The organism is Methylobacterium sp. GC_Met_3 (assembly GCF_026540775.1).
Lineage (GTDB): Bacteria > Pseudomonadota > Alphaproteobacteria > Rhizobiales > Beijerinckiaceae > Methylobacterium.
In genome coordinates this window covers 127,544-150,806 of sequence record NZ_JALNUL010000009.1, presented here as the reverse complement: position 1 = coordinate 150,806, position 23,263 = coordinate 127,544, and the positions used below count along the sequence as shown (strand labels likewise).

Below are 23,263 nucleotides of genomic sequence, written 5' to 3'. Positions count from 1 at the left end.
ATCGCGACGGCACCATGCCGGCAGGGTCACCACAGGATGCCCCGCCGGTGCAAGCCAATCGACGCGCCGGCTCAGCCCGCCGCGCGCTGCAGCGTCCCCGGATGCGGCTCCTGATCTCCGGCCGGCCTTTCCGCACCGGTCATGCGGCGCTCGACGGCCGCCAGCGTGTCGAGCAGGCGTTTCCGGAGCCGGGCCGCGCCATCCGCCTCCAGCGCGTCGACGTCGACGTAGAAGTCGATGCCCCGCGCGTGCTCGGAGAACACCGTATCCTGGGCCTCGCCCCGATCCCCGGCGGTCAGATCGTCCGCGACGGCGTAGGGGACGACGTCGCGGCTGATGCCCTTCATGCGGATCGGCTCCTGCGGGCTCGCCCGGACGCCATCGCTGACCAGGGCGTAGGTCTCGTAGCTCAGGGTGATGCCGCCCGGTGCCGCGGCAGCCTGCAGCCGGGCCGCGAGGTTCGCCTCGGCGCCGATGATCGTGTAGTCCATCCGCTCGTCCGAGCCGAAATTGCCGACGTTGCAATAGCCGGTGTTGATGCCCATCCGGGCCTGGAACGGGCGCTCGATGCCGGCGCGGCGCCAGCGGACGCTCAGTTGGCCGAGGCGCTGCTGCATCTCGATGGCCATCCGGACGCAGGCCTGCGCGTCCTCGCGCACGCCCCTCGTCTCGGGATCGCCGAAGAAGACCAGCATCGCGTCGCCGATGTACTTGTCGACCGTGCCGCCATGCTTCAGCGCGATGGCGGTCATCTCGGTGAAGTACTCGTTCAGCAGCGCGGTCAGCTCCTCGGGCTGGAGCCGCTCGGTGGTGGCGGTGAAATCCTTGATGTCCGAGAAGAAGATCGTCAGCTTCTTGCGCTCGGTCGTCACCGACACGTCGCGCTCGCCGCTGAAGATGCTCTTGTAGACCTGCGGCGAGATGTATTTCGCGATCTGCACCGAGACCGCGGCCAGGAAGCCGTTCGACTCCGTCAATTCGCGGTTCATCCGGTCGATCAGGCGAGACTGGCGCGCCTGCAGGAGCAGGATCGTGCTGCCGGCGAGCGCCGCCAGGATGAAGTAGCCCAGCAGATACTTGAAGGCGAGGACGTTGGCGGCGATCGACTGATGCAGGACGATCTCCTGGATGCCGCGCACGTCGCCGACCTTCCAGTCGGTCTTCGGGCTTAGGGGATGCGCGTTGTGGCAGCGCACGCAGGCGGATTCCATCCGGATCGGGGCGGCGATCCGGACCTGCCGGTCGAAGATCGAGCCGGTGATCTCGCTGGCGGTGCCCGATTGCGGGTGGGCGCGCAGCTCCGCCAGGGCGCCGGTCTCGAAGGCATCGAGCTCGTGTGGTTTGCGATCCTTGAACGGCAGGTCGGAAATGAAGCGGTACTTCACCGCCCCATCCGCGCCGCTGATCCGCTCGCCGAGTTCCAGGGAGAGCGTCGCGGGAATCGGGATGGCGTTCGGCACGCCCTTGTAGTCGTGCGTCGTGATCACCCGGCCCGTGGCGCCATTGACCGCCTGAACGACGTCGCTGGCGTAGAAGCTGCGCATCTGATCGATGATCCGGGCCGTCTCCACCGCCTGCGCCTGGAGCATCTGCTCGGACAGGCCGCGCAGGTCGAGCCAGACCGCCACCGGCAGGCCGGCGAGGCCGAGGAGGATGGCCGTGACGAGGAGCGGCGCCATGATCCGCTGCTGCCGCGCGGTCCGCTCGCTCACGCTGGACATCAGCCGCTTCTCCACAAGCCGGTCCGCCGACGGACCGCGATCCGCACCCGGCGGCAGATCGCATGAGGCGCAACCTTTCAGCCAGAAACTCATGAGATCGCAGCGACATTACGATGCGGAATACAAGCTTGCCAAGTGCAGATCGGTCAATCCGCAGATTTCGGCCCTCGGCATCCGGCGACGATCACTGAACATATTACGGCGGCGCTGCCCAGGCCCGCCCCCAGGCGCCGCGATGATCTGGCGACGGGCGGTGACGACCGGCCGGAGCGCGGCGGGAGACCGGTGGAGATTGTGTCCAGCCAATACCGACGCGCCGCGGGGGCGGATCGTTAATTAATGTTAACCGCGCGCTGCCCCGGCGGCAGCCTTGCGAGCCGGCGCCCGGTAGGCTCTAACGGATCGCGAAGCTTCCCGGTTGGTCCTGGGAACATTCACGATCGCACTCAAGCCCCGTCCGCCCTCGCGCGGCGGGGCTTTTTGTTCGCGCATCGGTCTCAACGGCGAGCCTCCGCGCGTCAGGACGAAACGATGCGCACGCAATGATTTAGGGCGTCGGCCCGGTTCCGGCCGCCTAACGGATACGCTGGCGGAAGCCCCCCCCCCGGATATGGGCCTTCCTCCGCGCTACAGCAATCTCATGGGGGATGTGCTCCGGCGCACTTGATTATTGGCCGCCTCAAAACATCAAGCTCGGCTGTTGCAGCGTTGCACTATCGCGCGGCATCAACCTGTCGTTCTGTGGTCCGGTACACATCCCGCCCAACGGGAGACAGAGGACCAGATGATCAAGAAGCTTCTTCTCGCGAGCGCCGCTACGGCCCTCCTGACCGGCGCCGCTTCGGCCGCCGACCTGCCGCGTCGGGCCGCCCCGCCGCCGATCTTCACCCCCGTGCCGGTGTTCACCTGGTCGGGTGCCTACTTCGGTATCAACGCCGGCTACGCGTTCGACGCCAGCAGCAGCAACACCTCGAGCTTCGCCGTCCCGGCTCCGTACGGCAACGGCACGACGGCCTATTTCGGCCAGAACAACCAGGAAGGCTTCTCCGGCGGCGCCCAGGTCGGCTACAACTTCCAGCTGACCCCGGGTAACGGCGTGGTGTTCGGCATCGAGGCCGACGCCCAGTACCTCGACTTCGGTCGCAACCGGAACCGCTCCATCGTCACCGGCCCGCTGGCCGCCGGCTACTACGTCACCGACCCGCGCGGCCTGTCGAGCCTCGACTTCTTCGGCACCGTGCGCGGCCGCCTCGGCTACGCCTTCGACCGCGTCCTCGTGTACGGCACCGGCGGCTTCGCCTACGGCTCGGGCAGCGCTGACCGTTCGTTCGGCGGCTACGCCGGCAACGACAGCTTCCGCACCGGCTACGCGGTCGGCGGCGGCATGGAGTACGCGCTCCCGGTCGACTCGTTCCTGAACTTCTTCCGCTCTTCGGCCGTGACGCTCAAGGTCGAAGGCCTGTACGTCAACCTCGACCGCAACACCCGCAACCAGGGTGCCCTGGTCATCAACGCCGCCAACAACTTCCCGGTGGCCTACAACCCCGTCGGCCGTCGCTCCGACGAGTTCGCCGTCATCCGCGCCGGCCTGAACTACAAGTTCGGCTCGTACTAAGACCCATCCGCGGGACGCGCGTCGGGCCTGACGGCCCGGCGGGCGTTCTCCCGGTCATCGACCATGCCCGATGCGGCCCCGCCGTATCGGAACGAGAAACGCCCCGGGATCCTGTCCCGGGGCGTTTCTTGTCGTTCGAGTGCTCTCCGCCGAAGTCGGCACCGGTTCGGCGCCCGGGAGCACGTTAAAACAAGGGCTTGGAGCCGCCTGCTTCAGGCGTGGACGGCGTGCTCCAGCTGCGCCTTCGACATCTTCGATCGGCCGGGCACGTTCTGCGCCTGGGCCTTGCGCATCAGCGCGGCCTTGGTCGTTCCGGACTTGCTCTCAGTCTTGCTGCTCGCCTCGCCGGTGCTCTTGCTGGCAGCCTTGCCGGTCTTGCGCGCGGCGGCGGATTTCTCGGCGGCCGCCTTCGGCTGCTTCGAGAACTGCTTGCCCTTCGCGGTATCGGCCCGCTTCTTGGCCGTGCTGGCGGCGTATTCCTTGTCGCTCAGCTTTTCGCGGGCCTTCTTGGGCAGGTAGCGCTCGCCAGTCTTGCCGCTCTCCTGGCCCGACTTCGTGCCCCACTCCTCGTCGGTCCACTGCTTGAGGTGGTTGTCGTCCGCCTTCTTGCCGGCGTAGCCGCCGCCCTCCTTCTTGTATTCGGCGGTGGCCATCTGGGCCTTGCGCGCCGACCACTGACCCGGCTTGCCGCCCTTCTCCGACTTCGTGACCTGTTTCTTGACCTTCTCCCACAGCTTGGGATCAGTCTTCTTCGCGGTTCCGGCCATCGTCCTGTCTCCGAATCAAGATTTCGCAGTCAACACCACGCTTCCAGCTCCGTTCCGACGACGCGCCGCCCCGGGCGAAAATCGCGTGGGATGAATCCCGGATCCGTCGGCGACGCCGACGGGTTGGCCCCCAGGGGTACGGCACGACGGGACACGGCATGGCAGACGCACCGGACGACACGCAGGCCCAGCGGAGGCCCGCCGGCAAGCCCGAGAGCGCGGGCCTCGCCAACACGCCCCTCGACACCGCCACCGGCACGGTCAAGCCGCAGAACGGACCGATGGAGCGGGCCGGCACCGAGAAGGACGAGGCGCGCCGCGGCGGGACCAGCCTCGGGGCCGAGCGGGACCGGCCCGGCGGCCGATGAGCCAGTCCGGCGGTCTCACCCCGTCGGCGCCACGGACCGCAGACAGGGGAACACGCAGCATGCAGATCCGGCACAAGCCCCTGCACGCGCAGGTGATCGTCATCACCGGCGCCTCCAGCGGCATCGGCCTCGCCACGGCGCGGGAGGCCGCCCGCCGCGGGGCCCGCGTGGTCCTGGCGGCGCGCAACGGTGCCGCCCTCGACGACATCGCCCACGACATCCGGGAGCGCGGCGGCGAGGCCCGGGCGGTCGTGACCGACGTGTCCAGTCGCGCGGATGTCGAGGCGCTCGCCGCCGAGGCCGTGCGCGCCTATGGCGGCTTCGACACCTGGGTCAACAACGCCGGACTCTCGATCTTCGGCCGCCTCGAAGAGGTCTCGGACGAAGACCATCGACGGCTGTTCGACGTGAACTTCTGGGGGATCGTCTACGGCTCGACGGTGGCGCTGCAGCATCTGCGGAGGACCGGCGGCGCGCTGGTCAACCTGGGCTCGATCGCCTCCGACCTCGCCTTCCCGATCCAGGGCATGTACTGCGCCTCCAAGCACGCGATCAAAGGCTTCACCGACGCCCTGCGCATGGAATTGCAGGCGGAGGGCGTCCCGGTCTCGGTGACGCTGATCAAGCCGGCCTCGATCGACACGCCCTTCCCGGAACACGCCAGGAACTACATGGCGCAGGCCCCGAAGCTGCCGCCGCCGGTCTACGACCCGGCGGACGTGGCCAAGGCGATCCTGTACGCCGCCGAGCACGGCCCGCGGGACCTCTATGTCGGCGGCGGCGGCAAGATGATGAGTGCCCTGCGCAAGCGCGCGCCGTCGGTCACGGACTGGGTGGGAGCCCGGGTCATGTCCCGGACCCAGAAGGCCGGCGCGGCCGGCAGGAACCGGGACGGCGCCCTCTACGCGGCCGGCCGGGATGGGTCCGTGCGGGGAGCCTCGCCGCATCACGTCATGCGCAGCGTCTACACACAGGCCTCGGTCACCCCGATCCTGACCGGGATCCTGCTGGCGGGCGCCACGGCGGCGGCGGCCTCGCTGCTCGCCCGCTCCAACCGGCGCTGAAGCGGACGTGGAATCGGTGCGCGCCAGCGCGTCACGACAGAGGGCATCGAATTGTTTGTTTCCGGACAATTTCGGCTGAGGTCAGCGCCTATTCAGGCCTGATGACCAATCTGCCCGGATCTCGCGCCCGGCCAGCCCGGCACGAGACCGAACAGAAGGGTTGATCATGATGCACGTGAAGAGGCTCGCGGCTGCCGCGGCCGTCATCGCCGGCCTCGGCTCCGCCTCCGCCCTTGCGGCGCCCCTGACGCCGGCCGCTCTCGCCGGCCCCGCTGCCGTCACCACCGTGGCCTTCGGCTGCGGCCCCGGCTGGGCGCCCGGCCCGTACGGCCGCTGCCGTCCGATCTACCGTCGGCCGCGCTTCTACGGCCCGCGCTGCTTCGTCCGCCCCACGCCCTACGGGCCGCGGCGCGTCTGCCGCGACTGAAGTGGGCGCGGGGGACCCGGCCCCGCCGAACCGTGATGCGATCCAGGGGTTGAAACGAGGGCAGGCTGCCGGTCCGGGGGGCGACCCCGCGGACAGGGCGGCCTGCCTTTTCAATTCGTGATCGCGCGATCTTGCCACCAGCGGGAGACACCATGGCTCGAGATCAGAGCGGCGGAGTGGGCGACCCGGCGCGGGAGCGGGCGGCGGCCGAGCGGGCAGGCCAGAAGTGCCTCGGCGAGAACGGGCGGCCACAGCCGGCCCCCACACCCGTGGAGCAGGACGCAGCCCATCGCACGGTGGCGACCGGGCCGCAGGATCCGAACGCCCACGCGGTCAGCACGGTGGTCGACGGGGCCTAGGGCTCCCAGGCGTTTCCAAGGAGCCGTGCCCTTTGGTGAGTTGCCAGGGCGAAGCCTTGGCGCATCGGGCGAAGTCCGACTTTCGGGCAAGGCCCGACAGCAGGGCACTGCCCTGCACCCGCAAAAGGCGGCCCCCTCCGCTCAGGAACCGCACAGGATGAGCCCTCACGGCTGCCGTCCGCCACACGGCCGGGGCTCGTGTTCACCGGCGCCCGAGTCCGGCCCGACGAGCCCGGTGACGATGCCGGCCGCGCAGAGTTGCGCCGCGTCGGGGATCCAGATGGCGGCCGGGGACACCGCCAGGGCTCGCGTCACGAAGGCCGAGGGCAGGCCGGCCGCTCGATAGGCGGCCCGCTCAGGCTTGGAATCCACCGGACGCATCCGCCCCCGCGCCCCGACCTCATAGGGGGCGTGGAAGCCGAGCCGGCCGCCCTCCGCCAGGACGCGCCGCCGCCCGCGGACGAAGATCAGCGTGCAGGCCGACGCGCAGGCGTCGGACACCCGGGTCTCCAGCCCGCGGGCGGCCACGAGGGCCCCGATCGCCGCCCCCTCCTCGACCAGGCCGCCGTCACTGGTCAGGTGCAGGCGTACGATCCCCGGATGGGCGCCGAGGAGGCCGGACACCCGCGCGGCCACGCCTTCGGTGAGGTCGCCCACGAGGTGCAGGTCCCGGCCGCCCGGCCCGACCGTGAGCCGGGCGGGCACCTCCGGGTCGTCCGCCCCGGAGGCGGCCCCGAGGCCCGGCCCGGCGGGGCCGGCCGAGGCGGGAATCGGACAGGTGGCGAGCGCCAGGGCGAGGATGCGCGCGCGCATCCCCGTCCGGCGCCCCCACCGGCGGGTGAGGTGCGGCGTGGCGGCCGTCATGGCGGCATTCCAAATGGGTGGGATCGGCGTGGCGGGAGAGGGGCGACCGGCGGGGTCGGACGCGGACGCCTACTGGAGGTAGGCGACGAACATCTCGGCCACGGCCCGCGATGCGTAGGCCTGGGGGCTCTCGCCCCAGCGGATCGGGAAGGCCTCCGCCATCCGGCGGCCGGCGAGGATCCGGGCCACCTCGTCGGGCATCAGCCCGTCGTCGAGGGCGTTCGCGAGGGCGGCGCGTTCATGCGAGGGATGGGACCGGACGCTCCGGTCCAGGGGATTGCCGAACGCCGCGGCGCGAAGGTCGGCAAGCGCCGCGGCACTCAGGTCGGGATGGGGGGTCGGGGCAACGTTATAAGTCAGCATCGCTGTTCGCCTTCCATGTCGGGTGGGGTGCGCTCTCCTCGGTTCGGATGCGGCAACACCACGGACAGGGCGACATCGTCGGGGCGATCCGATCCACGCTGGCGATCACGGCAAACCTCCATTCGGCTCTGCATCGACGGTCGCATCGACACGGCCAACCTAGCCGCCGGAGCCGGAAAAAGGCTGCCAATTTGCGGCTGCTTCGAAGCGGAGCCTATGCGCCGAACCGGCTTTCGGGAGCAGAAGATGCGGAGCCGGCATTCCGCCTCGCGTCTCGACGCCGGGTGCGCGGCCTGCCACCTTCGTGCCCCGGGCAACCGAGCCCGTGACAGGGACAGGTGCGCCATGACCGGATCACTCTCGCGGGCCGTAATCGTCCAGCCGGGGGGCGGCTTCGACAAGGTCGGGTTCGGCGCGCAGCCGGTTCCGGAGCCCGGCCCCGGGGAGATCACCGTCCGCCTGCGGGCCAGCTCCCTCAACTACCACGATTACGCGGTGGTCAGCGGAATGTGGGGACCGAGCGAGCCCCGCATCCCGATGTCCGACGGGGCCGGCGCGGTCGAGGCCGTCGGGCCCGGCCCGGCCGAGTTCGCCGTGGGCGATTCCGTGGTCAGCACGTTCTTCCCGACCTGGCTGGAGGGCACGCCGCAGATCGAGGGTTTTGCCACCGTGCCGGGCGACGGGATCGACGGCTACGCCCGCGAGCGGGTCACGGCGCCGTCCACCGCCTTCACCCGTGCGCCCGCGGGCTGGGACCACGCCGAGGCGGCGACGCTGACCACCGCCGGCCTGACCGCCTGGCGCGCGCTCCACGCCGATGCCGGCCTCAAGAGCGGTGACGTCGTCCTCGTCCAGGGCACCGGCGGCGTCTCGCTGTTCGCCCTGCAATTCGCGAAGGCCGCGGGCGCCACGGTGATCGCCACCTCGTCCAGCGACGCGAAGCTCGAGCGCCTGCGCGAGCTCGGCGCCGACCATCTCATCAACTACCGCGCCGATCCGGCCTGGGGCGAGACCGCACGGCGGCTGACCGGCGGACGCGGCGTCGATCACGTCCTCGATGTCGGCGGGCCGGGGACGCTGGAGCAGTCGATGGCCGCCGTGCGGGTGGCCGGCCATATCTCGGTGATCGGCATCCTGTCGGGCGTGGCGGGGGAGCTGCCGCTGGTCCCGGCGCTCCTGAAACAGATCCGCCTGCAGGGCGTGCTGGTCGGCAGCCGGCGCCACCAGATCGCGATGATCCGCGGCATCGAGGCCTGTGGGCTGCGGCCGGTGGTCGATCGCCGCTTCCCGCTCGACGACCTCGTCGCGGCCTTCCGCCACCAGGAGAGCAACCGCCACTTCGGCAAGATCTGCATCGCGATCTAGCAACCGTGCGCCTTGAGCGGATGCGGGCGCAGATCGTGGCCCTGTCGGCCTCGCAGCGCCCGCCAAGGTTCGTCAATCGTCGATACGCCCCGGCAAACTAATCTGCATAAGTATTTATTCGACGAAACCTCTGTAGGCTTGTGGACACAAGCCGGTGCGGAGGAACACCATGTCAAATCCGCTCGTGCGCAAGCTGGAATGCTACGTCCCGCTGTCGGAGGCGGATCGGATGTGCTTGATCGATGCCACCGGCCCGGGGCGCTTGGTCGCCGCGCGGACGGACATCATCCACGAGGGCGACGATCCGCGCGCCGTCAGCATCATCCTCGACGGTTGGGCCTGCCGCTACCGGCAGTTCATCAACGGGCGCCGCCAGATCGTCTCGTTCCTCCTGCCGGGCGACCCGTGCGACCCGCACGTCTTCCTCCTCGACGAGATGGATCACACGATCGGCGCGATCACACCCGTCACCCTCGGCCAGATCTCCGGCCCCACGCTGCAGGCGATGACGGCCCGCAGCCTGCAGCTCGATCTCGCCTTCCACCGTGAGGCGCTCGCCACGGCGGCGGTGCAGCGCGAATGGACGATCAGCCTGGGCAGCCGCACCGGCATCGAGCGGCTCGCCCATCTGTTCTGCGAACTCCACGCGCGGCTGGCGGCGGTGGGCCTCGCGGAGGCCGACACCTGTCCGATGCCGGTCACCCAGAACGATCTCGGCGACGCGATGGGCCAGACCAGCGTGCACATCAACCGCACGCTGCAGGAGCTGCGCGGCATGGGGCTGATCACCCTGCGCAGCCGGCGCCTGACCATCCACGATCCGGCCGCCCTCGCCCGGCTCGCCCATTTCGACTCCGCCTATCTCCACATGACGGAGCCGGCCGGCCGGGCCGTCGCGCAGCGCACGTGACCCGGGCCAGACCCGATCGAGCCCGGCCGGATCATCACGCCGCGCGGATGCCGACCAGGAAGCGGTCGACCTCCGCCGAGAGGCGCTCCGACTGGACCGCCAGGGCCGTAGCCCCCGTGAGCACCTGATCGGCCGCACCTCCCGTCTGCTCCGAGGCCTCGGCCACGCCGGCGATGTTGACGGTCACCTCGGAGGCGCCCTGCGTCGCCTGGGTGATGTTGCGCACGATCTCCTGAGTCGCCGCGCCCTGCTGGTCCACGGCCGCCGCGATCGCGACCGCCATCCCGTTGATCTCGCGGATCCGGTCGATGATCGTGCCGATCGCACCCACCGTCGCACCGGTGACCCCCTGGATCCGGCCGATCTGTGCGGCGATGCCGTCGGTGGCCTGGGCCGTCTTCTCCGCGAGCGCCTTCACTTCGCCCGCCACGACCGCGAAGCCGCGGCCGGCCTCGCCCGCGCGTGCGGCCTCGATGGTGGCGTTGAGCGCCAGCAGATTGGTCTGCTCGGCGATGGACGAGATCAGCCGCACCACCGTGTCGATCTCCGAGACCGCCATCCGCAATTCGGATACGAGGCCGGCGGCCTGATCGGCCTCGTCGACCGCCTGTTGCGCCAATCCGGAGGAGTCGCTCGCTTGGCGGCCGATCTCCTGGATCGAGCTGCCGAGTTCCTCGGCCGAGGCCGCGACGGTGTTGATGTTGGCCGTCGCCTCCTCGGCCGCGCGCGCCACCGTGCCGGACTGGCTCGCAGCCTCCTGGGCGGTCGTGGTCATCTGACGGGCGGTGGTCTGAAGGTCGCCCGCGGACGACGAGACGCGATCGACGATCGTGGCCACCGCCTGCTCGAAGACCTGGGCCAGCTCCATCCTGTTGCGCCTGCGCTCGACGGAGGCGGCGGCCTCCGCCTGCCGCTTCCGCTCGACCTCGGCGGCTGCGTTGCGGGCGACCATGGCCTCGATCGCCTCGACCGCGCGCCCGACCATCCCGATCTCGTCGCCGCGCCGCGCCTCCGGGATCGCGGCCTCGACATCGCCCTCCGCCATACGCTGCAAGCCGGCGACGAGGCGGTGAAGGGGCCGCGTGACACCGAGCACGACGATCACCACCGAGAGGCCGAGCGCGGTGAGGAGGGCCGCCAGGGCGGCGCCGATCAGGATCGTGCGGGCCTGCTCGGCCTCGTGCTGCGAGGCGATCTTCGCCTCGTTGAGACGGGCCGTCGCCTGCGCCTCGTAAGCCTGCGACGCCTTGTTGAACTGCGTCCGGATCTCCCGGCTGTCTACGAGGCCGACCTGTATCGCCGTGTCCCGTTCGTCCCGGAGGGCGAGGGCGTTTGAGCGATCGAGCAGATCGAAATACGCACGCGCGAGACGGCCGATGTTGCGCTGGATGTCCTGGATCTCCTTCCGGCGCGACCCCACAGCCAGCGTCTCGACATTGTCGGCCACGGCTTTGACCGCCTGATCGTAGCGATCGCGGAAGGATGGGATCTCGCTTTCCGGCTGGCCGATGATGATGTTGCGGTTCATCAGGCCCGCTTCGACAAACTGCTCCCGGACCTGCCCAAACATCTCCAGACGCGAGAAGTAGTAGTCCACGAGATACGTGTTGCGACGTTCCAGGGTTTCAAGCGATTGAACCGAATATAATACGATAAACACACTGGATAAAATCACGATCAAGATAGGAATAGATATCTTAATGATCAGCTTTGTATCCTGTAGCAGCCGCATGTATCCGACTCCTGTTTGCCAGATGGAGCCGTGTAGCAGAAATTTTCTTGATTTATGCTACAGAATTCGTGTAAAAATATCCACGCACTCAACATTATAGAAATAACACTGCAAACAAATATAGATATGCATTCATCAGCTCACAGAAAATACTACCCGTTTATCTGCGAATCTTCGGACGACGCGGGAACACGTCCACGCTTTTAATTTCTGCCTTAAATGAGGTCTTCGGGCCGACCTTCAGACTCGGACGGTCGCCGTAGCCAAGAGCCTGTCGGGATGCGTCCCGGGCGCACCGGAAACGGCAAGCCCGAATCGCATCGTCGCGCAGGATACGCCTTGGCTGCCGCGCTCAGTCCAGCACGATCGGGTAGCAGCGCGCGCCCACCGAGGCGGAGAGTACCTGCACGGCGCCCACCGTCGAGACGTCGCCCGCCACGTGGACCACGTCGGTGGCGCGCAGGCTCGGCAGATGGGCGGTGAGCGGGCCGGAGCGCACGTCCGGCGGACGCGGACCGCCGCGGTCGGCGCAGAGCACGATCCGGGCGACGCCGGTGCGGCGCAGCCAGTCGAGGCTCTCGCGCATGTACAGGTCCAGCGCGTCCCGGGCCCCGACGGCGAGTGCCATCTCGCGGGCGGGCTCGACGTAGCGGGCCGCCCGGGCGATCGCCCAGATCGCCCCGAAGCCGGCGCCGGCCGCCACCAGGACGAGGCGCCCGCCCCCGGGGCGGTACTGCCCCCGTCCCACGGGGCCCTTGAGGCGCACGGGCTGGTCGAGCCGGAGCGTATCGATGGGGCCACCCTCGGGATCGCGGGCGATATGGAATACCGCCTCGTTGATCTCGGCCGCGCCGTCGACCCGGAGCGTCGGGGACAGGGTCATCGCCGGCAGACCCGCGAAGGTCACCAGCGCCTGATGGCCGGGCTCCAGGGTCGGGCGCTTGGTCAGGGTGACCACGACCTCGACGATGCCGGGGCTGAGCCGGCGGATCTCGGTGACGGTGCCCTTGCGGATCGCGACCGGGATCGGCGGCGCTTCCTCCTGCCCCTGGATCGGGGCGGCCGGCAGGGCCGGCCGGAGAGCCTCGGGTCGAGTCCGATGAGCCGGCGGGCGGCGGATGGGGCGCGCCGATCCGTGATGCGTCGCGCTCTGGCCGGCCTGCGCCTGGACCGGCGCGATCATGCCCTCAGCGAGGGCCGCCTCCAGGGGCGTGTCGCCGGTCGAGACGCGCACCGACCGGCCGTTGACGACGAGCGAGCAGCGCGCACCCATGGCCTTACCCCGCGTGGTCTGGAGAGGGCTCATCGAAGGTGGATTCAGGGGCGAGGGCGGGTTCAAGGGGCACGGATCACTTGGCGCGGAGCAGGAGCGAATCGACCAGCGCCGCCCAGCGCTCGCGGGTCGCGCGGACATCATCGCTCGGAGCGGAGTCCGTGAGGACCTGGCGCTGCGCCCGCAGGGATTCGACCTCCTGCCGCTGCGCCCGGAGCACCGCCTTCATCACCTGAAGCTCGGTCTCGAGACGGGTGATGGCGTCGTCGGACTCGTCGAAGAGATCTTCGTCGGGCTCGCCGGCGTGCTCATCGACCGGCGCGGCGGCGTGGTGCCGATCTTGGCCGGGCAGTGGCAGCCGGATCCGGGCCTGCTGGTCCAGCCGGACCGGCCGGGCCATCAGGCGACGCAAGAGATCAGAGCTGCCCGCCTGCTGATAACGCCGTGCCGCCTCGGCCATCCGCCCATCCCCATGCCGGGCGCCGGCGCGCCCATCCATCAACAGGAGCTTGCGCGAGCATGGTTAAGGGGGGCTTAAACCAATCGGCGACTTACGCCGCCGCCTGCTTCATCACACCGGCGACGAGCGTGTAGGTCTCGACCCAGGCCGCCCGGACCTCCGGGGTGAAATCCGGCCCCAGCCCCTGCTCCAGGGTCCAGAGCAGGGCCTCGCCCACCGGAGCGTAATGAGCGGCCTGCGTGCCGTAGGCGATGTGCTTGCGCCCGAGATCCTGCAGCGCCGGCACCACCGTATCCGGGTGGTTCAGGTTGGCCACCGCGAGCCCCAGCATCGCCATCAGCTTCGTCTTCTGCTCGCTCATGTCGGCGGGGAAGAGGTCGCGCACCTGCGGGGCGATCTCGAACAGGCAGCCGTAGAACAGGTCGGCCGCCGTCCCGGCGATCGGCCGCACCTTCGCGAAGCTGTCCTGCACCAGCCTGATCTGTTCGGACGTCATCGCATCACCGGCCAAAGGATTCGGTCCTTGGCAGTTTACCGCTGTTCGAACCCGCCGAAACCAACCCAGGCTAAAATCAGGCCGCTTCCGGCGCCGCCCCGACGATCTGGCGGGCCTGCAGCAGGGTCATGGGCTCGCCGAAGGCCGGGCCCAGCGCGTATTCGCAGCCGAGGCTGGCGAGCGCCTGGGCGTCGGCCTCCGACTCGCAGCCCTCCGCCACGATGGCGAGGTTCAACTCGCTCGCCATGCGCACGATCGAGCGCAGGATCGCGGTCTGGCCGGTGCCGATCTGGCGCACGAAGGTCGCGTCGACCTTGATCGTGTCGAACGGGAAGCGCTGGAGGTAGGAGAGCGCCGAGTAGCCGGTGCCGAAATCCGACAGGCACAGGCCGGCCCCGAGGTCGTGGATGCGGGCCAGCATCTGGGCGGCGTATTCCGGGTTCTCCATCACGAGGCTCTCGCTGAATTCCAGCTTGAGTGAGCCGGGGAGCGCCCCGGAGCGGGCCATCACGGTCTTCACGTCGTGCAGCAGGTCGTGGCGCAGGAGCTGACGCGAGGACAGGTTGCAGGCCGCGAAGATCGGCGGCTCGACCTCCAGGGAGCGCTGCCAGGCCGCGAGTTCGAGCGCGGTGCGCTCCAGGGCGAAGATGCCGAGATTGACGATGAAGCCGCTCTCCTCGGCGAGCGGCAGGAAGGTCGAGGGGGGAATGCGCCCGAGCTTCGGGTGGTCCCAGCGCAGGACCGTCTCGAACCCCGCCACGGTGCGGTCCTCGAGCCGCACCACCGGCAGGAACAGCACCTTCATCTCGTTGCGCTCGATCGCCTTGCGCAGGTCGCTCTCCAGCATCAACCGGTCGGTGCGGTCAGTGCGCATATGGGCGCGGAACACCTCGATTCGGTCGCCGCCGTTGCGCTTGGCCTGGATCATGGCGACCTCGGCGCTCTTGAACACCTCGTCGCGCTTGAGGTTGGCGCCGGACTCGTAGAGCGCCAACCCGATCGAGACCGTCAAAAAGATCTCGCGGTCGGCATAGGTGATCGGTGTGGCGATCGCCCGGCGGATCATCTCGGCGAAGGCCAGGATCCGGTCGGGCTCGCGCTCGGACAGCAGGATCACCGCGAACTCGTCGCCCGCCACCCGGGCCAGGGTATCCTGCGGGCGCAGAAGCCGGCCGAGCCGGCGCGACAGGGTCAGCAGGATCGAATCGCCCGCCGAGAGGCCGATCGCGTCGTTGATGCCCTTGAACCGGTCGACATCGAGCACGATCACGGTGGGCTTGAGGCGCGGGTCCTGGCTGGCGAAGGCAAGGGCCGCATCCAGGCGGTCACCGAACAATTCGCGGTTCGGCAGGCCGGTGAGGCTGTCATGCACGGCGTCGTGGAGCAGGCGCTCCTCGGCGGTCTTGATCTCGGTCACGTCCGCGATGGTGCCGACCACGCGGATCACCTCGCCGTCGGCGCCGATCACGGGGCGCGCCTTCAGCCGGTACCAGAAGAACGTGCCGGCCTCCGAACGCAGGCGGAAATCGTGGACGATGCGGCCGCGCCGCTCCTCGATCACCGTGTCGAGGGCCGCCGAGTAGCGCTCCACGTCGAACGGGTGGAGGGCGCCCAGCCAGTTGGTCGCCGGGCCCTCCAGGGTGCCCCGGGCGAGGCCGAGCTGGCCCTCGATCTCCGGGCCGACGAAGACCCGGTCGGCGGGCACGTCCCAATCGAACACCACGTCGCCCGCACCGGTCAGCGCCAGCGCCCGGCGCTCGGTGTCGGAGACCAGGGTGTGGCTGAGGCCGCCGCCCGCGAAGGCGTGCTGGAGCACCGTGAAGCCGATCAGCATCACGATCAGCACGAGGCCGCCGATCAGGGCCGGCTGCACGAGGTCGCTGCCGATCTGGCCGGTGACCGCGAAGCCCGCCGCCGCCACCCAGACGACGAGCATCAGCCAGGTCGGCACCAGCAGGATCGCCCGGTCGTAGCCGTTATGGACCGCGAGGTAGAGGATCAGCAACAGGCCGATGCCGGCCACCGCCGCGATGGAGATGCGCGCCACGCCCGCCGCCACCGGCGGATCGAACACCGCGAGCCCGACGAGGCCGGCCAGGAAGGCCAGCCAGAAGAACGCCACGTGGCTGTAGCGCACGTGCCAGCGGGCGAGGTTGAGATAGGCGAACAGGAAGACCAGCAGCGTCGCCCCGAGCACCGCCTCGGCGGAGGCCCGATAGACCCGCTCGGCGAGTTCCGTGACCGGGAAGACCCGCTGAAGGAAGCCGAAATCGATGCAGGCATAGGCCAGCACCGACCACGCGAGTGCCGCCGCGGCCGGGAAGATGATCGCGCCCTTGACCACGAACACGATGGTCAGGAACAGCGCCAGCAAGCCGCTGATCCCGATGATGATGCCCTTGTAGAGGGTCAGGCCGGCGGCCTTCCGGCGATAGGCGTCCTGGTCCCAGAGGTGGAGCTGGGGAATGTTGGCGCCGCGCAATTCGGCGACGTAGGTGACGGTCGTGCCGGGATCGAGCGTGATCGTGAACTGGTCGGCTTCCGGGTTCTCGTCGCGCTCGGGCCGGATGCCCTGGCTCGCCGTGATGGCGGCGATCCGCGAGCCGCCGAGATCGGGCCAGATCACCCCGGAATCGACCAGCCGGAAATGCGGGGCGATCAGGATGCGGTCGATCTGCTCGTCGGTGTCGTTGGTGAGCGCGAACACGATCCAGTCGGGCCGGGCGCCGGCGTCGCGCGCCTTCACGACGATGCGGCGGACGATGCCGTCCTTGCCGGGCGCCGTGGAGATCTGGATCAGGTCGCCGTCCGAGCGGTAGCGCTCGATCGCCGAGGTCAGGTCGATCACCGGCGCGTCGAGGGTGACGCGCACCGCTTCCACGGCCCAGGCCGGTCCACTCAGGGCGAGGGCACCGACGAGACCGCCGACCAGGGTCAGGAGGAGGGCGAGGATGCGCAAGGGTGTCTTGGTGTCCGGCCGTGCGAGAAGCGGCGTCGGCCGCCCCGGCGGCCTCAATCGAGCGGATCGCGCCCTTTTGCGGCCAAATCAAGTTGCGGCGGCCGTTTCGCGGCACGATCCAGAGCCACTTCGACCGACGAATCCCGGGTTTCCAAAGGGCTGAAGCCCTTTGGCGGGTGCTCAGGGCAGAGCCCTGAGATGGTCTCCAGGGCTCTGCCCTGGACCCGCGAAAGGTCTCGACCTTTCGAAACCAGGACAGGCTCTCAGGCCGCCCGAAGCGCACCCGCGATCGTGTCGAGAGACGGCAGCTTGCGGATCGGGCCGATCGCCGCCAGCGTCGGCGTACCCTGCAGCATCGCGGCGGCGGCGGCGCGCACGGCCTCGACCGTGACGGCATCGACCTTGGCGATCACCTCCCCGGCGGGGATCACCCGGCCCCAGGCCAGGATCTGGCGGGCGTTGCGCTCGATGCGCCCGCCCGGCGTCTCCAGCGCGGAGAGCAGCGACACCTTGAGCTGCGCCTTGGCGCGGGCGATCTCGACGGTGTCGAGGTCCCGGGCCGCACGGGCGGTGGCGGCGAGCGTCACGTCGATCAGTTCGGGCAGGTCCGCCCCGGCGGTGCCGGCGCCGATGCCGAACAGGCCGCAATCCGAGAACGGCCAGTGGAAGGCCTGGATCTCGTAGGCGAGGCCCCGGGTCTCGCGCACCTCCTGCCAGAGCCGCGAGGTCAGGCCGCCGCCGAGCACCTGAGCGAACATGTGCAGCGCGTAATAGCCCTCGTCCCGGAAGGAGAGGCCCGGCAGGCCGATCACCACGTTGGCCTGTTCGAGCTTGCGCGGCATCCGCCGCTCGCCGCCGCGATAGACCCCCGGCACCGCCTCCGAGGCGGTCTTGGCGGGGAGGGCGCCGAAATGGCGCTCGGCCGCCGCCACGATCGCCTCGTGGGTCACCGCCCCGGCGCCCGCCACCACGATGCGGTCCGGCGTGTATTCCCGATCGAGATAAGCGCGGATCCCGGCCTCGTCGAAGCTCCGGATCGTCTCGGGCCGTCCCAGGATCGGCCTGCCGACCGGCTGGTCCGGGAAGGCGGCTTCCGTGAAGGCGTCGTACACCACGTCGTCGGGGGTGTCCTCGACGGCGGCATATTCCTGCAGGATCACGCCCTTCTCGCGGGCGAGCTCCCCCGCATCGAACACCGAACCGGTGAGGATGTCGCCGATCACGTCGAGGGCGAGATCCGTATCCTCGCCGAGCACCCGGGCGGTGTAGCTCGTGCCCTCGGTGGAGGTGGCGGCGTTGATCTCGCCGCCGACATTCTCGATCGCCTCGGCGATCGCCTGGGCCGAGCGGGTGCGGGTCCCCTTGAACGCCATGTGCTCGATGAGGTGGGACAGACCGGCCTCGTCGGCGCGCTCGTTGCGCGAGCCCGCCCCGACCCAGACGCCGAGGCTCGCGGTGGCGACGCCCGGCATCGGCTCGGTGACCACCGTGACGCCGTTGTTGAGCCGCGTGGTGCGCAGCGACGGCGAGGCGGCATGGGTGGAGAAATGCTGATTCATCAACGGCTCGTCGCGCGGGGGCCCGGATGGGGAGCGGGTCCCCTCTCCCGTGCGGGAGAGGGACAGGGTGAGGGATGCGACCTCTCCGGAAAGACCGGGTCCCTCACCCCAACCCTCTCCCGCACGGGAGAGGGGGCTCGTCGCGTCACCAGTTCCAAGCTCACGCACCCCTCGTGATACGGGCGCGCTCGCGGATCAGCGCCTCGACGGCGGCTTGGTCGTTCCCGACCCGGGTCATGCGCTCGGGCCGGTCCATCAGGTCGGCGAGGTGCGGGGGCAGGGGCGGGCGCAGGCCGCCGGTGGCCTTGGCGACCGCGTCCGGGAATTTGGCCGGGTGCGCGGTGCCCAGCGCCACGACCGGGGTCGCGGGGTCCTGCTCCAGCAGGCGACGCCCGGCCCGCACGCCGATGGCGCTGTGGGGATCGAGCACCACCCCGGTGGCCGCCTGGGTCAGGGCGATTTCTTCCATCACGTCGGGCTCCGGCACCGCAACGGCGTCGAAGTCCGAGCGGACCGTCGCCAGCACCTCGGGGCTCAGCGAAAAGCCGCCGGCTTGCTTCAACCCGGCCATCAGCCGCGACAGGGAGGAGGCGTCGCGCCCCAGCGCCTCGAACAGCAGACGCTCGAAGTTCGAGGAAATCTGGATGTCCATGGAGGGCGAGGTGGTGGGCACCACGCCGCGCAACTCGTAGGCGCCGTGCTCGAGGGTGCGCACCAGGATGTCGTTGGCGTTGGTGCCGATCATCAGGCGCCCGATCGGCAGGCCCATCTGCTTGGCGACCCAGCCGGCGAGCACATCGCCGAAATTGCCGGTCGGCACCGCGAAGGAGACCGGCCGGTGGGGCGAGCCCAGCGCGACCGCGCTGGTGAAGTAGTAGACGGCCTGCGCCGCCACCCGGGCCCAGTTGATCGAGTTGACCCCCGACAGCCGGACTGCGTCGGCGAAATCCGCATGCTGGAACAGGGCTTTGACGAGATTCTGGCAATCGTCGAACGTACCGTCGACGGCGAGCGCGTGGACGTTCTGCGCCGGCACAGACGTCATCTGCCGGCGCTGCACCTCCGAGACCCGCCCGTGGGGATAGAGGATGAACACGTCGACCCGGTCGAGCCCGCCGAAGGCCTCGACGGCGGCCGAGCCGGTATCGCCCGAGGTCGCGCCCACGATGGTGGCGCGGGTGCCGCGCTGGGTCAGCACGTGGTCCATCAGCCGCCCGAGCAGCTGCATCGCCACGTCCTTGAAGGCGAGCGTCGGCCCGTGGAAAAGCTCCAGTAGGAACAGGTTGTCGTCGAGCTGGGTCAGCGGGCAGACCGCCGGATGGCGGAAGGTCGCGTAGGACGCGTCGATCATCCGGTCGAGATCCGGACCGGCGATGTCGCCGTCGATCAGCGGGTGCAGCACCCGCTTGGCGGCCTCCGCGTAGGGGCGGCCCGCCAGGGCGGCGATCTCCGAACGGCCGATCTGCGGCCAGGTCTGCGGCACGTAGAGCCCGCCGTCGCGGGCAAGGCCCGCCAGCAGGGCATCCGAGAACGAGAGCGGCGCGGCCTCGCCGCGGGTCGAGACGTGGAGCACGGGGTCCTCCGAGGGAAGGCGCTCCCTCTACACGATGCCGGCGGGCCTGTCGAAAGTCTAAAGCCGCGCGGCCGGTCTGCCCGCAGAGCGGGGCGGCCGGTTTAATCGAAGCTGAACGAGCCGGTTCAGGGCCGGTTCGGTGGTGGTCGCCCATGACTCGGCCCACCCCGCGGCGATCGCGCCGCCGGGACGGATCCCTCCTCGAAGAGAGCCGACATGACCCGAATCATCGCCCTCGCGGGCGTCGCGGCCCTGCTGTCCGGCAGTGTCGCCTTCGCGCAGACGCCGCCTCCGCCCCCCGGAGGCCCGCGGCCCGGCCCCGAGGCCGGCGCACCGCCTCCGCCGCCCCCGGGCGGACCGCGCCGCGGCCCGGGGGCCGACGGGCCGCCCCCGCCGCCGCCCGGAGGCCCGCAGCGCGACGCCGGCGGACCGCCTCCTCCGCCACCGCCGCCGAAGGGCGCGCATTTCATCATCGAGCGCGGCGATGCCCGCCTCGACGTGAAGTGCGCCGACGACGACACGACCAAGGCCTGCGCCGACACCACGCTGCAATTGCTCGACAAGCTCACGACGCTGAAGCCGGACGCCCGGTGACGCCACGCCCGCCGCCGCGGAGGCGGCGGGCCCTTCAGGCGTTCGTGCCCGGCGCCTTGGTCAGGCGGCAGCCGGTGATGCGCCACTGCCCATCCGCGTCCCGGACGAGGCTGTACTCGGCGGTCCAGTCGACGCCGTACTCGTCCTGGATCGCCACCGACTGGACCACGCCCGCCGTATCCGTGTCCCGCGCCTCGCCGAACACGAAGCTGCGGTGCCGGTAGACCGGGCGATACTGGGTGCGGACCATGCCGATGAACAGGTCGGCGTTCGGGAAGAGCTCGCGGATCGCCGGGGCCGCCTGAGCGTAGGCCACCGGCGCGTCGTCGCGCCCGAAGGCCTCGACCTGCCGGGTGATCGTGGCCTGAGCGGCAGCGCGGGCGGCGTCATCGGCCGCTGCCGGTCCCGCAAGGCCGAGGACGAGGAGAAGGGCGGGCAACACGCGCATCGATGTCACTCCAGCTGAGCGGATCCGTTACTCGTTTTCACCAACTGAAAATGGTCCTCTTATCGTCAGCGACAATCGGGACGCGGCCTCCAAGTATATTTGCTGCCAAATTTGCCGCGTGAGACCTGTTATTGGCCCTGCGATAGGCCCCATCCCTGGATCGCTCTTGGCCGAGCCGAGCTTCGGTGCGGCGTCCGAGCACGCATCCGGCCGGGTATCGCTCCAAGTGCGAATGGGCTGGGCACAAATCGCGGCCAGATTGTGCAACACGCTGGAAAGATGGGCATTTTTCCGCCGAACAGGTGCCGCGGGTTTGACCCTCCAATCCGGTTTTGCAAACCTCCGGCCGACTCGGGGCCCTGAGGCCGGGAAGTCGCGTCGCGTGGAGCGCAGATCGATGAGTCAGAGCGAGGCCGGTGCGGAACTTTCGGCCCCAGCGCCTCCCGCCGGCGTGGTGCATGGCGGATCGCAGGCCATGAGTGTCGGGGTGTTCATCCCGATCGGCAACAATGGCTGGTTGATCTCGGAGAATGCCCCGCAGTACCGCCCGAGCTTCGCGCTCAACAAGGCGATCACCCTGAAGGCCGAAGGGTACGGGCTCGATTTCGCCCTCTCGATGATCAAGCTGCGCGGCTTCGGCGGCAAGACCGAGTTCTGGGACCACAACCTCGAATCGTTCACCCTGATGGCGGGGCTCGCCGCCGTCACCACCCGGATCAAGCTGTTCGCCACCGCGGCGACCCTGTGCCTGCCGCCGGCCATCGTCGCCCGCATGGCCGCGACCATCGACTCGATTTCGGACGGCCGCTTCGGCGTGAACCTCGTCACCGGCTGGCAGAAACCGGAATACGACCAGATGGGCCTGTGGCCCGGCGATGCGCATTTCGCCAATCGGTACGACTATCTGGCGGAGTACGCTCAGATCCTCCGCGAGCTGTGGGAGACCGGCGCCAGCGATCTCAAGGGCACGTATTTCCAGATGAACGATTGCCGGCTGAGCCCCCAGCCGCAGGCGCCGATGAAGATCATCTGCGCCGGCCAGAGCGGGGCAGGGCTGGCCTTCACGGCCCGCTATGCCGACTACAATTTCTGCTTAGGGAAAGGGCTCAACACACCGACCGCCTTCGCCCCCGTGGTGGAGAAGCTGGCGGAGGCGCGCGCCGAGACCGGGCGTCACGTCACCTGCTACGCCTTGTTCATGATCATCGCCGACGAGACCGACGCCGCCGCGATGGCCACCTGGGCCCACTACAACGCGGGAGCCGATGCCGAGGCGATTGCGTGGCTCGGCCTCCAGGGCGCGGCCGACACCAAGTCCGGCGGCGACACCAATGTGCGCCAGCTCGCCGCCCCGGCCGGGGCGGTGAACCTCAACATGGGTACCCTGGTCGGCAGCTACGCCACCGTGGCGGGGATGCTCGACGACATCATGACCATCGACGGGGTGGAGGGCGTACTGCTGGTGTTCGATGATTTCCTCAAGGGTCTCGATGCCTTCGGCACCCGGATCCAGCCGCTGATGCGCACGCGCCGGCACGTGGCGGCGGTGCCGCTTCCTGAGGTCGCCTGATGGACGCCCCCGCCGGATATCGCGATCCGAACGGCCGCCACGGCAGCGTCGTCCTGCCGGCCCGGCCCGAGCCGATCGCCTTCGACCCCGCCGCCACGGTGCTGATCGTGGTGGACGTGCAGAACGCCTATGCGAGCGCGGGCGGCTATCTCGACCTCGCGGGCTTCGACGTGTCGGGCACCGGCCCGGTGATCGCGCAGATCGTCCGGGCGGTCGCGGCGGCGCGGGCGGCGGGCATCCGGATCCTGTGGTTCCAGAACGGCTGGGACCCGGACTATGCCGAGGCGGGCGGCCCGGGCTCGCCGAACTGGCACAAATCCAACGCCCTCAAGACCATGCGCCGGAAGCCGGAGATGAACGCGCAGCTCCTCGCCAAGGGCTCCTGGGATTACGCGCTGGTGGACGCCCTGACGCCCGAGCCCGGCGACCTGACGATCGGCAAGCCGCGCTACAGCGGCTTCTACAACACGCCCCTCGACAGCATGCTCCGCGCCCGGGGGATCAACACGCTGGTCTTCACCGGCATCGCCACCAACGTCTGCGTGGAATCGACCCTGCGGGACGGGTTCCACCGGGAGTATTTCGGGATCGTACTGGCCGATGCCACGCATCAGGCCGGGCCCGAGAGCCTGCACCACGGGGCGCTCGCCAATATCGAGACCTTCTTCGGCTGGGTCTCGGACGTCGCCGCCTTCGCGGCGGCCCTCAGGACGGCTTCACACGCCGCGGTTGATGCGGCCGGCCTCGATATGGCCGAATAAGTGCATCCTGCACCC

The 23,263-nt window shown here is 69.7% G+C and carries 22 protein-coding genes; 10 read left to right on the top strand and 12 right to left on the bottom strand.

What is annotated here, in order from left to right:
* Positions 1 to 71: 71 nt before the first annotated feature.
* Complete coding sequence (locus OXS27_RS14280) at positions 72 to 1,721, bottom strand: adenylate/guanylate cyclase domain-containing protein (RefSeq protein WP_267356819.1); 1,650 nt, start codon at positions 1,719 to 1,721, stop codon at positions 72 to 74.
* 784 nt (positions 1,722 to 2,505) lie between these two features.
* Here OXS27_RS14280 and OXS27_RS14275 point away from each other — a divergent pair.
* Positions 2,506 to 3,336 (top strand): porin family protein, encoded by an 831-nt coding sequence (locus OXS27_RS14275; protein ID WP_267356818.1) that lies wholly within the window; start codon positions 2,506 to 2,508, stop codon positions 3,334 to 3,336.
* Positions 3,337 to 3,548: 212 nt separating this feature from the next.
* On the opposite strand, the gene OXS27_RS14270 is transcribed toward OXS27_RS14275, so the two are convergent.
* Positions 3,549 to 4,103: a hypothetical protein gene (locus OXS27_RS14270; protein ID WP_267356817.1), complete on the bottom strand. Its 555-nt coding sequence runs from the start codon at positions 4,101 to 4,103 to the stop codon at positions 3,549 to 3,551.
* A gap of 158 nt (positions 4,104 to 4,261) precedes the next feature.
* Between OXS27_RS14270 and OXS27_RS14265 the strand changes: the two genes are divergently transcribed.
* The 4 genes from OXS27_RS14265 to OXS27_RS14250 all read left to right on the top strand — a co-directional run bounded on the left by OXS27_RS14265 (position 4,262) and on the right by OXS27_RS14250 (position 6,321).
* Positions 4,262 to 4,471, top strand: a complete 210-nt coding sequence (locus tag OXS27_RS14265) for a hypothetical protein (RefSeq protein WP_267356816.1) — start codon at positions 4,262 to 4,264, stop codon at positions 4,469 to 4,471.
* 59 nt (positions 4,472 to 4,530) lie between these two features.
* Positions 4,531 to 5,535 (top strand): SDR family oxidoreductase, encoded by a 1,005-nt coding sequence (locus tag OXS27_RS14260; protein WP_267356815.1) that lies wholly within the window; start codon positions 4,531 to 4,533, stop codon positions 5,533 to 5,535.
* Between the two features lie 166 nt (positions 5,536 to 5,701).
* A complete protein-coding gene (locus tag OXS27_RS14255) occupies positions 5,702 to 5,962 on the top strand; it encodes a hypothetical protein (protein WP_243916243.1) in 261 nt (86 codons plus the stop codon).
* A 152-nt stretch (positions 5,963 to 6,114) separates the two neighbouring features.
* Positions 6,115 to 6,321: a hypothetical protein gene (locus tag OXS27_RS14250; protein WP_267356814.1), complete on the top strand. Its 207-nt coding sequence runs from the start codon at positions 6,115 to 6,117 to the stop codon at positions 6,319 to 6,321.
* A 165-nt stretch (positions 6,322 to 6,486) separates the two neighbouring features.
* Here the strand turns inward: OXS27_RS14250 and OXS27_RS14245 are convergent, their stop codons facing one another.
* Together OXS27_RS14245 and OXS27_RS14240 are read right to left on the bottom strand one after the other, a co-directional pair.
* A complete protein-coding gene (locus OXS27_RS14245) occupies positions 6,487 to 7,185 on the bottom strand; it encodes a hypothetical protein (protein WP_267356813.1) in 699 nt (232 codons plus the stop codon).
* 69 nt (positions 7,186 to 7,254) lie between these two features.
* Positions 7,255 to 7,548 carry a hypothetical protein gene (locus tag OXS27_RS14240; RefSeq protein WP_243916246.1) on the bottom strand — a complete coding sequence of 98 codons (294 nt, stop codon included), beginning with the start codon at positions 7,546 to 7,548 and terminating at the stop codon, positions 7,255 to 7,257.
* 345 nt (positions 7,549 to 7,893) lie between these two features.
* On the opposite strand from OXS27_RS14240, the gene OXS27_RS14235 reads away from it, so the two are divergent.
* Together OXS27_RS14235 and OXS27_RS14230 are read left to right on the top strand one after the other, a co-directional pair.
* Positions 7,894 to 8,913 carry an NAD(P)-dependent alcohol dehydrogenase gene (locus OXS27_RS14235; protein WP_267356812.1) on the top strand — a complete coding sequence of 340 codons (1,020 nt, stop codon included), beginning with the start codon at positions 7,894 to 7,896 and terminating at the stop codon, positions 8,911 to 8,913.
* A gap of 169 nt (positions 8,914 to 9,082) precedes the next feature.
* Positions 9,083 to 9,823, top strand: coding sequence for a Crp/Fnr family transcriptional regulator (locus OXS27_RS14230; RefSeq protein ID WP_267356810.1), 741 nt, complete (start codon positions 9,083 to 9,085; stop codon positions 9,821 to 9,823).
* Positions 9,824 to 9,857: 34 nt separating this feature from the next.
* On the opposite strand, the gene OXS27_RS14225 is transcribed toward OXS27_RS14230, so the two are convergent.
* The 7 genes from OXS27_RS14225 to thrC all read right to left on the bottom strand — a co-directional run bounded on the left by OXS27_RS14225 (position 9,858) and on the right by thrC (position 19,875).
* Entirely contained in the window at positions 9,858 to 11,483 is a 1,626-nt protein-coding gene (locus OXS27_RS14225; RefSeq protein ID WP_346733020.1) for a HAMP domain-containing methyl-accepting chemotaxis protein, read from the bottom strand.
* Between the two features lie 424 nt (positions 11,484 to 11,907).
* Positions 11,908 to 12,828 (bottom strand): ferredoxin--NAD(+) reductase, encoded by a 921-nt coding sequence (locus tag OXS27_RS14220; protein ID WP_267356872.1) that lies wholly within the window; start codon positions 12,826 to 12,828, stop codon positions 11,908 to 11,910.
* Between the two features lie 76 nt (positions 12,829 to 12,904).
* Entirely contained in the window at positions 12,905 to 13,288 is a 384-nt protein-coding gene (locus OXS27_RS14215) for a hypothetical protein (RefSeq protein ID WP_243916250.1), read from the bottom strand.
* Positions 13,289 to 13,379: 91 nt separating this feature from the next.
* The gene (locus OXS27_RS14210) at positions 13,380 to 13,784 is read right to left on the bottom strand and encodes a globin family protein (RefSeq protein WP_267356806.1); all 405 of its coding nucleotides are present in this window, start codon (positions 13,782 to 13,784) and stop codon (positions 13,380 to 13,382) included.
* A gap of 76 nt (positions 13,785 to 13,860) precedes the next feature.
* Positions 13,861 to 16,743: an EAL domain-containing protein gene (locus tag OXS27_RS14205; protein WP_243916252.1), complete on the bottom strand. Its 2,883-nt coding sequence runs from the start codon at positions 16,741 to 16,743 to the stop codon at positions 13,861 to 13,863.
* A gap of 263 nt (positions 16,744 to 17,006) precedes the next feature.
* A complete protein-coding gene (locus OXS27_RS14200) occupies positions 17,007 to 18,302 on the bottom strand; it encodes a pitrilysin family protein (protein ID WP_267356804.1) in 1,296 nt (431 codons plus the stop codon).
* A gap of 160 nt (positions 18,303 to 18,462) precedes the next feature.
* Complete coding sequence (gene thrC, locus OXS27_RS14195) at positions 18,463 to 19,875, bottom strand: threonine synthase (protein WP_267356802.1); 1,413 nt, start codon at positions 19,873 to 19,875, stop codon at positions 18,463 to 18,465.
* A 216-nt stretch (positions 19,876 to 20,091) separates the two neighbouring features.
* On the opposite strand from thrC, the gene OXS27_RS14190 reads away from it, so the two are divergent.
* A complete protein-coding gene (locus tag OXS27_RS14190) occupies positions 20,092 to 20,469 on the top strand; it encodes a hypothetical protein (protein ID WP_243916255.1) in 378 nt (125 codons plus the stop codon).
* Positions 20,470 to 20,503: 34 nt separating this feature from the next.
* On the opposite strand, the gene OXS27_RS14185 is transcribed toward OXS27_RS14190, so the two are convergent.
* Positions 20,504 to 20,917, bottom strand: coding sequence for a DUF4864 domain-containing protein (locus OXS27_RS14185; protein ID WP_243916256.1), 414 nt, complete (start codon positions 20,915 to 20,917; stop codon positions 20,504 to 20,506).
* A 475-nt stretch (positions 20,918 to 21,392) separates the two neighbouring features.
* Between OXS27_RS14185 and rutA the strand changes: the two genes are divergently transcribed.
* The gene (rutA, locus tag OXS27_RS14180; protein WP_267356870.1) at positions 21,393 to 22,487 is read left to right on the top strand and encodes a pyrimidine utilization protein A; all 1,095 of its coding nucleotides are present in this window, start codon (positions 21,393 to 21,395) and stop codon (positions 22,485 to 22,487) included.
* Positions 22,487 to 23,248 (top strand): pyrimidine utilization protein B, encoded by a 762-nt coding sequence (gene rutB, locus OXS27_RS14175; protein WP_267356799.1) that lies wholly within the window; start codon positions 22,487 to 22,489, stop codon positions 23,246 to 23,248. The genes rutA and rutB overlap by 1 nt, the downstream gene beginning before the upstream one ends.
* The last annotated feature ends 15 nt before the right edge of the window (positions 23,249 to 23,263 follow it).

What these genes read in the sequence shown, in the direction of transcription:
- OXS27_RS14270 (WP_267356817.1), bottom strand. Translation starts at nt 4,103, where the DNA reads ATGGCCGGAACCGCGAAGAAGACTGATCCCAAGCTGTGGGAGAAGGTC.
- OXS27_RS14220 (WP_267356872.1), bottom strand. Translation starts at nt 12,828, where the DNA reads ATGGGTGCGCGCTGCTCGCTCGTCGTCAACGGCCGGTCGGTGCGCGTC.
- OXS27_RS14215 (WP_243916250.1), bottom strand. Translation starts at nt 13,288, where the DNA reads ATGGCCGAGGCGGCACGGCGTTATCAGCAGGCGGGCAGCTCTGATCTC.
- OXS27_RS14265 (WP_267356816.1), top strand. Translation starts at nt 4,262, where the DNA reads ATGGCAGACGCACCGGACGACACGCAGGCCCAGCGGAGGCCCGCCGGC.
- rutB (WP_267356799.1), top strand. Translation starts at nt 22,487, where the DNA reads ATGGACGCCCCCGCCGGATATCGCGATCCGAACGGCCGCCACGGCAGC.
- OXS27_RS14275 (WP_267356818.1), top strand. Translation starts at nt 2,506, where the DNA reads ATGATCAAGAAGCTTCTTCTCGCGAGCGCCGCTACGGCCCTCCTGACC.
- OXS27_RS14260 (WP_267356815.1), top strand. Translation starts at nt 4,531, where the DNA reads ATGCAGATCCGGCACAAGCCCCTGCACGCGCAGGTGATCGTCATCACC.
- rutA (WP_267356870.1), top strand. Translation starts at nt 21,393, where the DNA reads ATGAGTGTCGGGGTGTTCATCCCGATCGGCAACAATGGCTGGTTGATC.
- OXS27_RS14230 (WP_267356810.1), top strand. Translation starts at nt 9,083, where the DNA reads ATGTCAAATCCGCTCGTGCGCAAGCTGGAATGCTACGTCCCGCTGTCG.
- OXS27_RS14240 (WP_243916246.1), bottom strand. Translation starts at nt 7,548, where the DNA reads ATGCTGACTTATAACGTTGCCCCGACCCCCCATCCCGACCTGAGTGCC.
- OXS27_RS14190 (WP_243916255.1), top strand. Translation starts at nt 20,092, where the DNA reads ATGACCCGAATCATCGCCCTCGCGGGCGTCGCGGCCCTGCTGTCCGGC.
- OXS27_RS14250 (WP_267356814.1), top strand. Translation starts at nt 6,115, where the DNA reads ATGGCTCGAGATCAGAGCGGCGGAGTGGGCGACCCGGCGCGGGAGCGG.
- OXS27_RS14280 (WP_267356819.1), bottom strand. Translation starts at nt 1,721, where the DNA reads ATGTCCAGCGTGAGCGAGCGGACCGCGCGGCAGCAGCGGATCATGGCG.
- OXS27_RS14235 (WP_267356812.1), top strand. Translation starts at nt 7,894, where the DNA reads ATGACCGGATCACTCTCGCGGGCCGTAATCGTCCAGCCGGGGGGCGGC.
- OXS27_RS14255 (WP_243916243.1), top strand. Translation starts at nt 5,702, where the DNA reads ATGATGCACGTGAAGAGGCTCGCGGCTGCCGCGGCCGTCATCGCCGGC.
- OXS27_RS14185 (WP_243916256.1), bottom strand. Translation starts at nt 20,917, where the DNA reads ATGCGCGTGTTGCCCGCCCTTCTCCTCGTCCTCGGCCTTGCGGGACCG.
- OXS27_RS14245 (WP_267356813.1), bottom strand. Translation starts at nt 7,185, where the DNA reads ATGACGGCCGCCACGCCGCACCTCACCCGCCGGTGGGGGCGCCGGACG.
- OXS27_RS14210 (WP_267356806.1), bottom strand. Translation starts at nt 13,784, where the DNA reads ATGACGTCCGAACAGATCAGGCTGGTGCAGGACAGCTTCGCGAAGGTG.
- OXS27_RS14200 (WP_267356804.1), bottom strand. Translation starts at nt 18,302, where the DNA reads ATGAATCAGCATTTCTCCACCCATGCCGCCTCGCCGTCGCTGCGCACC.